The organism is Geobacillus sp. BMUD, from assembly GCF_013096845.1.
Classification (GTDB): domain Bacteria; phylum Bacillota; class Bacilli; order Bacillales; family Anoxybacillaceae; genus Geobacillus; species Geobacillus vulcani.
The window spans coordinates 169,948-184,702 of sequence record NZ_SDLA01000003.1 but is presented as its reverse complement, the minus strand read 5'-3'; the positions used below and the strand labels follow the sequence as shown (position 1 = coordinate 184,702).

Sequence of the window (14,755 nt, the reverse complement as noted above, 5' to 3'; positions counted from 1 at the left end):
GCCAAACGACATTCATCTCCCACTTATCGTTGGGCTACGCCCTGCACACGCTTGAAGTGGGAGACTTCTTTCAGAATTATGTTAAAAAGGGGGTGTCCCAAAACGACTGGGACACCCTCTCTCATCGCTATATATAAGCACCAGCCGCTTCCCTGCCACACGATATGTTGTGTCTTTCTTGAGGAGAGATCGCCTTTTGGGTCAGCCCCTTCCACTCTGTTGTTATAGAACCACATTCAACAGCAAGACGAACATAAACGCCACCACCGAAATAATCGTTTCCATCACTGTCCATGTCATGAGCGTTTCCTTGACCGTCATGCCGAAATATTCTTTGATCATCCAGAACCCGGAGTCATTGACATGTGACAAGATCAACGACCCAGCACCGGTCGCCAAAACGAGGAGCTCCGCGTTCGTTCCCGGAATGCTCGCAGCAATCGGCGCAACGATGCCGGCCGCGGTCATCATCGACACGGTCGCTGACCCGGTCGCCACGCGGATGAGAGCGGCGATGCCCCAGCCTAACAGGAGCGGGGATAAGTGCGAGTGTTTCGCCACCTCCGCGATTTGATTGCCGATGCCGGAATCGAGCAGCACTTTGTTGAACGCGCCGCCCGCTCCGATGACAAGCAAGATGTTTGCGACCGGACCGAGGCAGTCGTTGGCGAATTTCAGGACGGCGTCACGGGTAAAGCCGCGGGCATAGCCTAGGCTAAAGAATGAATAAACCGTGGCGATCAACAGCGCGACGATCGGATCACCGATAAAGCGCAACACTTTCGCTGCTTCGGACTTTTGATCAAGCGTCACGTTGGCCACAGAAGCAATCAACATCAAAATAACGGGAAGCAAAATGGTAAACAGCGTATTTCCAAAACCCGGAAGTTCACGCGCTTCTTTCTGCTGCACGAGCTGCTCGGCGATGTCGGCCGGCACGGATTTGTGTATGCGCGAGCCGATCCATTTGCCAAACAGCGGTCCAGCAATGATTGCCGTCGGCAGACCGACGATGATGGAATAAAGAATCGTCTTTCCGACATCTGCTTTAAAGATGCCGACAGCCGCCATCGCCGCCGGGTGCGGCGGGACGAGGCCGTGCACCACCGACAAACCGGCGACAAGCGGAATGCCGATCGTCACAAGCGAGATGCCCGTCTCCATTGCGATCGTAAAGACGAGCGGAATGAGCAGCACAAATCCGACTTGGAAAAAGACCGGAATCCCGACTAAAAAGGCGACGACCATCATCGCCCAATGGACGCGTTTTTGGCCAAACCGATTGATTAGCGTTTTCGCAATGCGCTCCGCACCGCCCGACTCAGCCATCATTTTGCCGAGCATCGTCCCAAGCGCCAAGACGATCGCTAAAAAGCCGAGCGTATTGCCAAGCCCTGCTTTAATCGAGTCGATGATCCCTGGTGTTTCCGGCGACGGAGCGATGAGCGGCATCCCCATCGCCAGCCCGACACCGACGGAAACGGAAATGAGTGCAACAAACGGATGCATTTTCGCCGCGGTAATCAATAACAATAAAACAATAATGGCGGCAATGACAATGGCAATTCCCATGACTTGTTCCCCCTTGTATTCGTCTATTTGAGAAAGCGGTGAAAAACAGCGGTTTCTCCCAATCCATAAGCGTCCATTATGCAAAGAAGAACCGATGTTGCAAGGTTTTTTCGATTTGAGAAACGATCCGTCGGAAAAGCGGTATACGCTATGTCATCACCATTTATTGATTGACTCTTCGACCATCGTTTCTTCTTGAGTGATGTGCTCACGTGGCAGGTGCGCAACCATCAAGGCTGAGGTTTCATCCTGCCGACGCTCTTCACCCCCTCTCCTTTTCTCAACGTCTCGAATCAATCGATTTCGCTCAGTGAGCAAGCGTTTTCAACAAGAAGTAAGCGAGGCCGCACGTTCTCCTAAATCGATTTAGGAGCAGCCGATGCTTCCTAAACCGATTTAGGTGACAGCGCCTGTTACCCTCCTTGCCGCTGAAACGCCGCGATGATGTCAAACTCCTCTTTTAACCGCTCATATAAGCGGCTGTACAAATCAAACAGCTCAGCGTAAATAAGCGTATGTTCTTCCTTCGGTTCATGACGGGCGGTCGTGTCCATCCACGTTTTCACCATTTCCAAAGAAGGCAGTTCCCCTAACGCGTGCAGCGCCACTGCCGCCGCTCCCAGCGCCGACGCCTCATGCGTCTGCGGCACAATAAGCGGTTTGCCGAGCATATCGGAAAGCATTTGCCGCCAAAACGGCGATTTCGCAAAGCCTCCGGAGACGCGGATTTCGGTCATTGGCCCGGTGACATCGCGGATCGCGAGCGCTACCGATACGATGCTGAAGCAGACGCCTTCCATCACCGCCCGAATCAAATGTTCGCGCCGATGGTGAAGGCCAAGGCCAAAAAACGTCCCGCGCGCGTTCGCGTTCCAATACGGCGCCCGCTCGCCTGATAAAAACGGCAAAAACACCAATCCTTCCGCTCCGGGCGGGACGCGTTCGGCATATTTCGTCAACAAATCGTACGGATCGATGCCGAGCTTTTTCGCCACTTCCCGCTCTTGGGCGCCAAACTCGTCGCGCAGCCAGCGAAGCAAAATGCCGCCGTTGTTCGTCGGTCCACCAACGACCCAATAGCCAGGCGTTAAGGCATAACAAAACGTCCGCCCTTTTTCATCGGTCGTCGGGGCAGCGGCGATCGTCCGCACTGCTCCGCTCGTCCCGATCGTAATGGCCGCCTCGCCCGGAAGCACCGCGCCGACACCGATGTTGGCGAGCACGCCGTCACTTGCGCCGATAATGACCGGCACATCAGCGGATACCCCCATTTTATCCGCCCATTCTTTCTTCATCCCTTGCAAGATGTATGTCGCTGGGGCTAAACGCGGCAGCCGCTCGCGGCTTATGCCAAGAAACGAAAGCACGTCCTCGTCCCAATCAAGCGTATCCAGGCGGAACAACCCGGTCGCTGAAGCCAACGAATGGTCAGCGATATAATCGCCATATAGGCGGTAAAGCACATAATCTTTCACAGAGACAAACCAACGGGCTTGCCGAAACACATCCGGCTGCTTCTCTTTCAACCAAAGCAGTTTCGGCAACGGAGACATCGGATGGATCGGCGTTCCCGTCCGCCGATAAATGTCAAGACCGTTGTTCTCTTTCAGCAGCCGCTCCGCTTGGGCGACGCTTCGGTTATCGGCCCAAATGAGTAAGCGAGTGAGCGGCCGCCCGGATTCGTCAAGCGCCATGATCGAGTGCATCGCCGCACTCAACCCGATCGCTTTCACCTGCTGGGGACGAATCCGATGGCGGATCGTCACCGCCCCGACGGCTTGAATGACCGCCGCAAACAGCTCTTCCGGATCTTGTTCGGCAAAGCCTGGATGCGGCTGGATGATCGGATAATCAACGGCATAGGAAGCCAACACCCGACCGCGTTCTCCGAAAACGACCGCTTTCGTGCTTGTCGTCCCGATGTCCACCCCAATGACGACTTGCTCATCAATAGTCATCGTTTCTCCTCCTTTCCTTCATCTATTCTCCCGTCTAACCGATGTCCGTTCCTTCAGTATCGGAGAGAAACGAAACACTTGCGGTTTGCCCGACCGTTTCCGGTCGATTTGTAAAAATACCTGCTCGGCCGTCTTTTTCCCCATCGCAAACGTCGGCTGGGCGATCGTCGTCAGCGCTGGCGTGTAAATATCGGCAAAGGGCACATCGTCGATGTTGATGATCGCCAGCTCATCCGGCATGCGCACACCCGCCTCCTTGACAAACCGTAAAACGCCCATCAATGTCAAGTCGTTAATCGCAAACAAGGCGTTGGGCCGGTGGGACTCAGCAAACCGTTTTTTCAGTTCCTCAGGCAGCACGGCCGGATCAGCGGCGATGACATTCCTATCGTCAATGTCAAACCCTCTTTTCGCCATCGCCGCCCGAAACCCTGCCAACCGTTCCATCCGCGGCACGTTGTAAGGAACGAGCGGCGGGGTGACAATGGCGATGCGGTCATAACCGCCCGATGCTAAATAATCAACCGCCATCTCCGCCGCGCCAAAGTTGTCCAACAGCACGCTGTCCGCCTCGACTCCCGGCACCATCCGGTCAACAAAGACGAGCGGAAACCGCTCGGCGGCAAGGCGTTGGTAAACGTCTTCATTTTTCCCCGTGGGAAAGACGATCAACCCGTCGACCTGTTTCGCCAGCAGCATCTCGATGTATGTTTTCTCTTTTTCCGGATCATCGCCGGAGTTGCAGACAATGACTTGAAAGCCGCGTTTTTGGCACTCTTCTTCAATCGCGTGCAGCACTTGCGTCGTCAACATATGAAGCATATTAAAAACGATCACGCCAATGGTCGCCGTCGTTTTTTGTTTCAAACTGCGAGCGATCACGTTCGGCTGATAGCCAAGTTCCTCAATCGCCTCGGCGATGCGCTTTCTCGTTTCCTCGCTCATATACTCGTAGCGTTTGTTCAAATATTGCGAAACCGTGCTTTTGGAAACGTTGGCCAATTTCGCGACATCGGCCATCGTGACTTTTTTCAACAGGGATCCCTCTCTTGCCCTAAATCGATTTAGCTCTCAAAGCGCTTTCATAAACCGGTTTAGCTTTATTATAAAACAAATGAAAGCGGTTTACAATACTTCTTCGTAAAATTCCCTTGATTTTCGTCCCCTCGCCGGAAAACATACAGGCTTGTATTACCGATCTATTATTCCATTTGACGAAAGCAATACTTCTCGGAGCGTCCTGTCTGACGACATTGAATGGACTGAGCGAACCTTCTCTGTTGTCAAACTGATCACAGAACTTACCGCGTTGATCAAGCTTTATGGACGTAAAGCCGTCGATCCCTGGGCTTTGATGCAATTGGCGATCGACGGCAACGTTTGTCTCTTCGGCGAAAAGCCGGGTTGACTCCTTCACCTTTTCAATCCTCTCGACCGGCAGTCCAGTCAGTTCGCGGATCGTGTCGACGTCATATCCTTTAGCGAGCATGCGCTTCACCACCTCAAGCTTCCCTCCTCGATCCCTTGTTGGCGCCCCTGTTTGATTCCTTGTTTGACCTCTTGTTCGCTTCTCCGCTGTTCGTACGAAGTGATGAGCTCCGTGACTTGCTTCGCCTCCTCCGTCTCCATTTGACTCACCTCGTTTCGCAGTTTCGCTTCCTCTTCTTCAGACAGCCGCAAATACGTTTCAAAAAAGCCGAACAACAACCGCTGTTTCGCCTCATCGAGCTCAAGACGGACGAGCAGGCGCAAAAACTCTTTTTTCACTTCGACCTTCTCTTCTTCATTATACCCCATTTTGCTTACCAACGCGGTGGCGACGGGGTTGTCATGGCGGATGTACGCGCGCCACGGCAGTTTGCATAGCTCCACCGTCAAATAACGAAAATCGAGAACGGTCAAGAACGGAAACTGGATGCGCCACGAAGAAGGTTCATTGCGGGATTCGTCATAGCTGAAGATGGCAATTGGAACAATGCGGCGCGGCATTTTCACGGAAAGCAAAAAAAGTAGCCCTTTAGATAGCAGCAGTCTTCCTCCCATACCGCCGCCACACGAAACTTACGAAAACAACAGTCGCGCGGCATAGACGACGCCCGTTACTGTGATGGCACTAAGCATCGTGGATAACAGCACTGCCTGGGCAGCGTAGTCGGGATGACAATCGTATTCAAGCGCGTACAAAGCGGTGTTGCGCGAACAAGGGTAGGAGCTGGCGATGAGCAGCGCTTGGGCCGTCACCCCATCAAGCCCTAACAGAAAGATGAATGCCGCAGCCAATAGCGGCGAAACGAGCAGGCGGCCCAACACGCTCACATACAATAGCGGCGGCAAAGCGGTAAAACGGGCATAAGCGATTTGCGCCCCTAATGTAAAGAGGGCGATGGCTAAAAACGCGTCAGCGATGCGTTGAAGCGGCGTCCATACAAATGAGGGAATCGGGACATGCAGCCAACGGCAAACAACACCTAGCCATAACGCATGAAGAACCGGATTTTTCCATAGTTCGGCAACCCACTTTCCTTGTTTCCCGTTTCCCGAAACAAACTGGTAAACGCCATATGTATTCGTGAGAAAGTTTTGAAATATCGTTACGACAATTTGAATGGCCGCTCCAAGCGGCTGCTGGTGAAACACCAATTGGCTCACTGGAATGCCAAAGTTGCCTGAGTTGTTGAGCACAATCGTATTTTGAAACACCGCCGCCATGCTTCGATCAAGTTTGAACCATTTTGCCATCATCATGCTCAACACGATCAATCCGCTGCTTTGCAAAAAAAGAAAACCGAATACGGACGCCAACACATTCCCGTTCAATTCGCTGTCATACACGTTAATGAACGCAACAGCCGGCAACAGCACATACATATTCAGCTTGGACAAGGTATTCATGTCAAAATGAAACAGACGGTGCAATAGCGCTCCCGCCCCGACCATAAGCAGCATCGGAACCATCACTTGAAGCAAAATGCCACTAAAAACGGCCAACGCTCTTCCCCCGCTTTCTTTATCCATGATGAAGGCCGCTTTACTTCTTGCTCAACCTCTCTTTTTATAAATTCGTTCCGGGCGGCCGACTGATCCGTAAACAATATCAGCCGATACTTGCCCTGTGGAGACAAGGTACTCTAAATACCGGCGGGCCGTCGTTCGGCTCGTGCCGATTTGCCGTCCGACTTCTTCGGCCGTCACACCATCTTGACACTGTTTCACCACCATCAGCACTTTTTCAAGGGTTAACGGCTGAATGCCTTTTGGAAGCATCGGTTGGTCCTTAACCGGAGCCTCCCGCCCGATCAGTTTGTCGACATCCTCTTGATCGATCCACTCTTTTTCTTTCATCCACTGCTGCATTTTACCGTGATACTCTTTATACCGATTTAATGTTTCCACAAAACGGTCAAACATCATCGGTTTGATAATATAGTCAAACACCCCGCCGTGCAGCGCCTGTTTTAGCGCGTCAATTTCGCGGGCTGCTGTGATCATAATAATGTCGATATTGGAAAAACGTTCACGCACCCACTTTAAAAAAGAGAGGCCGTTCATGTCTGGAAAATAGACATCAAGCAACAGAACGTCCGGCCGCAGCACCTCGGTCAGCTCCTTCGCTTCTTCAGCATTAGTGGCGATGCCGACCACTTCATACCCTTCTACTTTTTCCACAAAGCGCCGATTGATCTCGGCAATGCGGCGGTCGTCCTCAATAATCAGCACACGAATCACCGACATCTCTTCCCCCTCTCAATGATGGCCAGCCTGAGCTAGCCGCTTCGGGATAATGACGGTAAACACCGTTCCCGCTCCTTGTTTCGACTCGTATGTGATTTGCCCGCCAAGCATCGTCAGTGCTTTACTGACGAGATCCAACCCATATCCTCGACGGCCATTGGCTTTTGTCGAAAACCCTCGTTCATATATTCGTTCCGCCAAAGCAGGATCAATGCCGGGACCGTTATCTTCCACTTCAATAATCAAATCGTCGCCCAAGTCCGTCAAAAAAATGGTCACTCGCTTCTCTTCTTTCCCGTTATGGAGAGCCGCCTCCATGGCATTATCCAACAAGTTGCCGATAATCGTCACCAAATGGTCGCGGTCGATCGCAGGTGGCACATCGCGGAAACTGCTTTCCCGATCAATCGTAAACGTAATTTTTAGCTCGTTGGCGCGATTGAACTTGCCGATCAACAGCCCGCCGATGATCGGATCCGGAATTTCCTTCATGATAAACCGGACAATGTTTTGTTGCAAGTCGGTTTCTTTTGTAATCCATTCAAGCGCTTCCTCATACGATTCCAATTGAATCAGACCGGAGATCAAATACAACTTATTCGAAAACTCGTGTGTTTGCGCCCGCAACGCATCCGCATAGCTTCGCAGCTGCGACAGCTCTTTCGTTAGGCGGTACAACTCCGATTTGTTGCGAAACGTCGACACCGCTCCAATCACGCGGCCCGTTTGATCTTTTATCGGAACGCGATTCGCAATGACCGTTTCTTCACCTAACACCATTTCATCGTCAAATTCCGCCTGCCCCGTTCGAATGACTTCAGGCAACCTCGAGTGGGGAATAAGTTGTAAGATAGGCATTCCCAATACACCACGTTCGTTCTCATACCCAAGCAACTTCAACGCGGTTCGATTGACCATTGTAATCGTTCCCTCTTGATTGATAGCAACAATTCCTTCACGAATCGCTTCTAAAATCGCCTGTTTTTCTTGATACAACAAGCCGATTTCTTCCGGTTCAAGACCGTGAATCGATTTTTTCACCGCCTTGGCAATCGCCACTGCGCCCGCCGCCCCGAGCAAAAGGGCAAGAACGGAGAAAAGAAAGATCTTCACACTATACGACCACACCGTGCGCTGAATATCCTCCAGCAAAAAACCAACTGAAACAATGCCAATCACATGTCCGTTTTCATCCAAAATCGGCGCTTTTCCGCGGATGGCCGGACCGAGCGAACCGACCGCCTCGGAAATAATGGCCTTGCCTTTGAGCACTTCTCCGTTGTCACCCCCCACCATCGATTTTCCGATCCGATCCGGCAGCGGATGGGCGTAGCGAATGCCTTGGCGGTTGCCGATCACTACATATTCCGCCCCCGTCTTTTGGCGGATGTGCTCGGCAAACGGCTGCAAGCGCACGGACGGATTCGGATCGTGAAACGCCTCACACACAAGCGGAGTGGAGGCAACGGTTTCCGCCACGTTTAGCGCCCGCATGCCGATTTGTTGTTTAAGCGTTGCCGCAAACATATGTTGAAACAGAAACGTTAAAACCACAATTACAAGCAGCAACAATGAACAAATGATAACCATTAACCGTGTCTGAAGCTTCATTGCTTTTGCCCCTCAAACGGAAATAAAGAAAGACAATCCCCCCATTAGGCGGAACGTCTTTCTTCTATATACTACATATCTTCACTGACAATGACCCTTTTCCCTCTTAATTTCATGACAAACGGCACAGTAATCCATAAAAAGGCGATCACCAACAAAACAAGCGAAATCGGCTTTTCAACGAAAACGAGATAATCGCCATTCGATGCCGTCAAGGCCCGACGCATATTGTTTTCAATCATCGGCCCGAGAACAAGCCCTAGCACAAGCGGTGCCAATGGATAGTCGTGCTCCGCAAGCCAGTAGCCAAGCAGACCAAACGCCAGCAGCAGGAACACATCAAACGTCGTCACTTGCACCGCATACACGCCAAAGACGGAAATGGCGATAATAAGCGGCAATAAATATTTCGTCGGCGTCTGGATAATTTTCGCGAACACTTTGACGAGCGGCATGTTGAGAATGAGCAACATGACGTTACCGATAAACATGCTGGCGATCAATCCCCATGCAACAGCCGGATGCTCATCGAACAACAACGGACCCGGTTGGACGTTGTACATAATAAGCGCACCCATCAAAATCGCGGTTGTACCCGAACCGGGAATCCCTAGTGTCAAGAGCGGAATCATCGCGCCCCCGGACGCCCCGTTGTTCGCCGATTCCGGCGCCGCGACGCCGGCGATCGTCCCTTGGCCAAACTTTTCTGGATGTTTACTCATTTTCTTTTCAAGAATATACGAGAAAAAGGAAGCAAGTGTCGCTCCAGCTCCCGGCAGCACGCCGATGAAAAACCCAAGCAGCGATCCGCGGGCGATCGGCCCCGCACTTTCTTTCAAGTCCGATTTGGTCGGCAAGATACGCCCGATTTTGGCGATGTCCCCGTCGTTCGTCTCATGATGGAGAATGGACTTGAATACCTCTCCTAACGCAAATAGCCCGACCGCTACGGTTAAAAACTCGAGACCTCCATATAAATAGGAAATGTCGTACGTAAAGCGGGCCACGCCGGAAACATTGTCGAGCCCAATCGTAGAAAGCAACAAACCGAACACCGTCATGATCCATGCTTTCGTCATCGATTTGCCGGCCAGTCCGCTCACCGCCGCCAACCCGAGCAGCATGAGCGAAAAATATTCGGCCGGGCCGAACTTCAGCGCCACATTCGACAATGGTTGGGCCAATAAGACGAGGCCGATGAGCGAAACGATTCCGGCGACAAAAGAGCCGATCGCGGCAATGGCAAGCGCCGCCCCCGCCCTTCCTTGCCGGGCCATTTGATAACCGTCCAGCGTCGTGACAACCGATGACGATTCCCCAGGCGTATTTAACAAAATAGAAGTGGTCGAACCGCCATACATCGCCCCGTAATACACGCCGGCCAGCAAGATGATCGAACTGGCGGCCGCCTGCTCGGGACTCAAGCCCGATGTCATCGACGCCGTCACCGGAATGAGCAGCGCCACCCCGCTCATCGGGCCAATCCCAGGAAGCACACCGACCGCCGTGCCGATCAGCACCCCAATAAACGCAAACAGCAAGTTATGCGGCTGCAGCGCCGTTCTGAAATCCGTCAAGCAAAAACGATAGTGTACCCATGATGCCCCTCCTTTCATTGGAACCAAATCGGCCAGCTTGGCAGCGTTCCTTGCAACAGTTTCACATAGAGGCCGTAGACGCCGAGCGAAAAGCCGGCGGCAATGGCGATCGACTTCCATAGCGCCCCCTTTTCCATCGTTTGAAAGCCGATAACAAGAAACAGAAACGTCGTGATTACATACCCAACCGTTTCAAGCAACGCCGCATAGAAAACAGCAGCAATGAAAATGATGAGAAACTTTTTGTACTGCCGTCGCGGCTTCTCCCCCACCGCCTCCTTATAGCCCCTCGTTTCAAACAACAACTTAATGCTTAATAATGCTAGAACAAGTCCAAGCAAAAACGGAAATACGTTCGGTCCTACCGCACTGCCGTAGGCGCTTTTCGATAGGCGCAAGCTTTCCGCCATAAACAAGGAACCAACCGCCAAGAATGCCACCGCCGCGATTCGATCAGCCGTTTTGTTCATCGTTGCACCTCCTGTCTTGGAAAAAAGGGGAAGAACGTTCTTCCCCATGATCTTTACTTATGCATACCGAGCGACTTTAGGAGATCACCGACTTGTTGCTCCTGCTCTTGCAAAAATTTCGTAAACTCGTCCGAATTGCGGTATTCCGCCGCCCAGCCTTGTTTTTGCAGTTCTTCTTTCCACTTCTCGTGCTCAGACAACTTTTTCAATGTTTCTTCCCAAAACGCTTTTGCCTCGGGAGACATTTGCTTCGGCCCAAAAACTCCGCGCCAAATTGTAAATTCCGCATCAATGCCAAGCTCTTTCATGGTTGGCACGTCTTTCAACACACCGTCGAGGCGCTCCGGAGCCGAAACCGCCAACACCCGCACTTTACCGGCTTTGAGATATTCGCCAACAGAAGAGGCATCCGTCGCAATGACATCGGCGTTGCCGCCAAGCAACGCAGCCATCGCCTCGCCACCACCATCGTACGAAACATATTTGATCGATTTCGGATCAATGACAGCTTTATAGATTGGCAGAATGGCGACTAAATGATCCATCGAGCCTGGCGCCGATCCCCCGGCCACAGTGACCGATTTCGGATCTTGCTTAATCGCATCAAGCAATTGGGTCAATGTTTGAAACTTGGAATCGGCCTTGACAACAATGACTCCGAAGTCTTTCGTCAACTGGGCGAGCGGCGTTGTGTCTTTGTAACCAAACGGGCTGTTCCCTTCTTTTTTCAAGTTATTGATAATAATCGGTGGAGAGTTGACAAATAGTTTGTAGTCATTTTTCACATCTTGGGTGGCGTATTCAGCCATAAAGACCGCCCCGCCGCCGCCCGGTTTGTTTTCAACCGTCATGGTCTGTTTGACAAGCCCCGCCTCATCGAGCACTTTCGTAATCGCGCGGGCCGTTAAATCCCAACCACCGCCCGCCCCGGACGGAGCGACAATAGTGATCGGCTTCGTCGGATAGTCTGAGGCCGATGAGCCAGCGTTCGAACCGGATGATTTCGATCCTGCCGATTCATTGCCGCCACAGGCCGCCAAGGCCACTGTCATCATCCCAGCGGCGAACAATCCCCACCATCTTTTTTTCTTCATTCTCCCTTGCCCCCTTGTTTTATTTGATAACGTTTTCATTCATAACGTTACCACGCCGCCAAATCGGCGTGAAGTTTTTGAAAATAAAATGAATTTTGTGCATTTTGTTCACAAGGTTGCCCCGCTGTAAGCATCCTTCACCCAACTTCATTTCTTTCATCGCGGAGGACAATGGCTCCCATCTTTCAAAACAAAAGAAGAAGACCGCCACATAGACGGCCTTCTCTTGGTTCATCTCTCATAGGTACGATAAAAACAGAAATTGTCGATCCCGATCAGTACGAGGAAATTTAGTTTCAATCCCTCATAGGTACGATAAAAACTGTTGGAAGAGGAGGTGTAGAAGTACATAGCGGAACTTCGTTTCAATCCCTCATAGGTACGATAAAAACCAATTGAAGCAAGTTGATGATAAATTTTTGTGCTTATGTTTCAATCCCTCATAGGTACGATAAAAACCCTTGAAAAAATCTAAATGTCTATTTCGGAAAACCCGTTTCAATCCCTCATAGGTACGATAAAAACTCTTCTTTTTCATCGGGAGGAATGTAAATCCACTTTCCGTTTCAATCCCTCATAGGTACGATAAAAACGATGATGATTCACAATCCACTGACAACGGCTTATGGGTTTCAATCCCTCATAGGTACGATAAAAACGGGTTGTTCCAACGGCCTTTGCTAGCTCTTCTTGAGGTTTCAATCCCTCATAGGTACGATAAAAACCTGTATACCAATCGCATAGGCTTCATATCTCGTTTGTTTCAATCCCTCATAGGTACGATAAAAACTGGCGGTCTTGAAAGTCAGTCATATTGCCATTCGTGTTTCAATCCCTCATAGGTACGATAAAAACCTGTTTATATTTATTTTTTTATTGTTGCCTCCTTAGAGTTTCAATCCCTCATAGGTACGATAAAAACCAAACAAAGCCCGTGAAATCAGGCGTTTCCCTTGGCAGCTGCTTTCAGAATAGCATGTTTCAAAAATTGTGTCAATTTCTTTTTCCTTCGATAGCTGGAAGGTTCGGGCGCTTTCAACGGTTGTCGTCGACCCCCGGGGGTTTTTGCGCGATTGGAGGTCGACGACAGAATATAAGAGGATTTCCGAGTTTAACGCGAATCCATTTGTTTCATTTGAGCATATTCTTCCTTCACCGCCACGACGAGCGGATGGTCATGCTCCAGTCCCGCGTATTGCCGAAGCGCCCCTTCGACACCGCTTTGTTCAATCGTTTGCTGGAGAGCAGCAGCTTCGGCATCGCTAGGCTCATCAAACCGCAAGAGCGCGGCGATGCCTTTGACAAGCCCGGACGGGACGTTTTCGAATAAGGTGTAATATCGCACAGCCGGGGCGATGAGCCGGTCGTTCGGCCCGAGCTTGCGGATCGGTGAACGGGCGACGCGGACGATATCATCGGAAAGGGACGGATTGATGAAACGCCCGATCGTCGTTTCGATATAGGAACGGTGCTCTTCTTCATTCCATCCGTGCTTTTTCACTAAGACAGCTCCCGACTCACTGAGCGCCTGCTCGACACTCGTCCGGATGTCGCTGTCTTTCATGGCTTCCTGAACCGTTTGGTATTGTTTTTGATAGCCTAAATAGGCGGCCAACGCGTGGCCGGTATTGACCGTAAACAATTTGCGCTCGATATACGGCCCTAAGTCAGCGACAAAATGCGCCCCTTGAATCGGTGGAACGGCGCCGATAACATTTCGCGTTTCAATCGCCCATTCAAAAAACGGCTCGACCGTCACCGCGAGCGGATCATCGTTCGTTTGGTTTGGAACGATGCGGTCGACGGCGCAATTGAGAAAACCAACGTTTTCATCTGCCAGCTGTTGCCCAGCCGCGGAAAGATGGGCAAAGACGTGCGTTTTCAGCGCTTCCGTGCCGCCGATCATGTTTTCACAGGCAATGACGTGAAGCGGCTTCTGATGAACCGTGAAGCGCCGCTCGAGCCCAGCGGCGATGACTGGCGCAATGGCCGGCAAAATGTGCGGGCCGACCGCGGTCGTCACGAGATCGGCGGCCGCGATCGCCTCCATGACATGTTCCCGTTCCGTTTGGCTGTTGAGAGCGGAAACGCCGCGCACCCACTGTTCTTCCCGCCGCTCGCCGGCAACGATGACGCGATACGCTCCCCGCTCCTTCAACAAACGGACGATTTGTTCGTTGACATCGACAAACACGACCTCATATCCCGACGCCGCCAGCAGGCTGCCGATAAAGCCGCGGCCGATGTTGCCGGCGCCGAAGTGGACGGCCCGCATTAGCCGTTCACCTCATGAAGAAGCTCGAGAATTTCCTCAGCCGTTTTGGCGTTCGCCATCGCTTCGACATGGTCTACTTCCGCGCAGACAAGCGCGAGTTTCGACAGAATATCTAAATGTTCCCCGTCTTTGCCGGCAATGCCGATGACGATCATTGCCTGATTGCCACCGCCAAAATCAACGCCGCCCGGAACTTGCACGATCGAAATGCCAGAATGCTTGATGAGCGATTTCGCTGCTTCCGTTCCGTGCGGGATGGCGACGCTGTTGCCGATATAGGTGGAGGTCAGTTCCTCCCGCTCCAGCATCGCGTCCACATAGGCTGGATCAACATACCCCTGCTTGACGAGCACGTCGCCGGCCAGGCGAATCGCTTCTTCTTTCGTTTTTGGTTGTGCATTTAGCATAATGTTTTCTTTGTTTAAAATTGAATGGCTCAACATCT

Annotated in this window: 10 protein-coding genes, 2 pseudogenes and 1 CRISPR repeat array; all 12 genes and pseudogenes read right to left on the bottom strand. The window is 51.7% G+C overall.

Features of this window, described 5'->3' with window-relative positions:
• Positions 1-222: 222 nt before the first annotated feature.
• The 12 genes and pseudogenes from ETC05_RS06555 to ETC05_RS06500 all read right to left on the bottom strand — a co-directional run bounded on the left by ETC05_RS06555 (position 223) and on the right by ETC05_RS06500 (position 14,753).
• Positions 223-1,572: a GntP family permease gene (locus ETC05_RS06555; RefSeq protein WP_171660645.1), complete on the bottom strand. Its 1,350-nt coding sequence runs from the start codon at positions 1,570-1,572 to the stop codon at positions 223-225.
• 413 nt (positions 1,573-1,985) lie between these two features.
• Positions 1,986-3,530 (bottom strand): gluconokinase, encoded by a 1,545-nt coding sequence (locus ETC05_RS06550; protein ID WP_031409103.1) that lies wholly within the window; start codon positions 3,528-3,530, stop codon positions 1,986-1,988.
• An 18-nt stretch (positions 3,531-3,548) separates the two neighbouring features.
• Positions 3,549-4,565, bottom strand: coding sequence for a LacI family DNA-binding transcriptional regulator (locus ETC05_RS06545; RefSeq protein WP_031409101.1), 1,017 nt, complete (start codon positions 4,563-4,565; stop codon positions 3,549-3,551).
• A gap of 376 nt (positions 4,566-4,941) precedes the next feature.
• A pseudogene (locus ETC05_RS17805) lies at positions 4,942-5,522 on the bottom strand (RpnC/YadD family protein); the annotation flags it as partial.
• A 69-nt stretch (positions 5,523-5,591) separates the two neighbouring features.
• Positions 5,592-6,518, bottom strand: a complete 927-nt coding sequence (locus ETC05_RS06535) for an AEC family transporter (RefSeq protein WP_171660663.1) — start codon at positions 6,516-6,518, stop codon at positions 5,592-5,594.
• A 51-nt stretch (positions 6,519-6,569) separates the two neighbouring features.
• Positions 6,570-7,262, bottom strand: coding sequence for a response regulator (locus ETC05_RS06530; protein ID WP_171660644.1), 693 nt, complete (start codon positions 7,260-7,262; stop codon positions 6,570-6,572).
• Between the two features lie 12 nt (positions 7,263-7,274).
• Positions 7,275-8,873: an ATP-binding protein gene (locus ETC05_RS06525; protein ID WP_171660643.1), complete on the bottom strand. Its 1,599-nt coding sequence runs from the start codon at positions 8,871-8,873 to the stop codon at positions 7,275-7,277.
• A gap of 71 nt (positions 8,874-8,944) precedes the next feature.
• Positions 8,945-10,472 (bottom strand): annotated as a pseudogene (locus ETC05_RS06520) (tripartite tricarboxylate transporter permease).
• Between the two features lie 13 nt (positions 10,473-10,485).
• Positions 10,486-10,941, bottom strand: a complete 456-nt coding sequence (locus ETC05_RS06515) for a tripartite tricarboxylate transporter TctB family protein (RefSeq protein WP_171660641.1) — start codon at positions 10,939-10,941, stop codon at positions 10,486-10,488.
• A gap of 53 nt (positions 10,942-10,994) precedes the next feature.
• The gene (locus tag ETC05_RS06510) at positions 10,995-12,035 is read right to left on the bottom strand and encodes a tripartite tricarboxylate transporter substrate binding protein (RefSeq protein WP_171660640.1); all 1,041 of its coding nucleotides are present in this window, start codon (positions 12,033-12,035) and stop codon (positions 10,995-10,997) included.
• 227 nt (positions 12,036-12,262) lie between these two features.
• Positions 12,263-12,957: direct repeats of the CRISPR family, unit length 30 nt; unit sequence GTTTCAATCCCTCATAGGTACGATAAAAAC.
• Between the two features lie 189 nt (positions 12,958-13,146).
• Positions 13,147-14,310, bottom strand: a complete 1,164-nt coding sequence (locus ETC05_RS06505) for a mannitol-1-phosphate 5-dehydrogenase (protein WP_171660639.1) — start codon at positions 14,308-14,310, stop codon at positions 13,147-13,149.
• A complete protein-coding gene (locus ETC05_RS06500) occupies positions 14,310-14,753 on the bottom strand; it encodes a PTS mannitol transporter subunit IIA (protein ID WP_171660638.1) in 444 nt (147 codons plus the stop codon). Before ETC05_RS06500 ends, ETC05_RS06505 begins: the two co-directional genes overlap by 1 nt.
• Positions 14,754-14,755 lie beyond the last annotated feature (2 nt).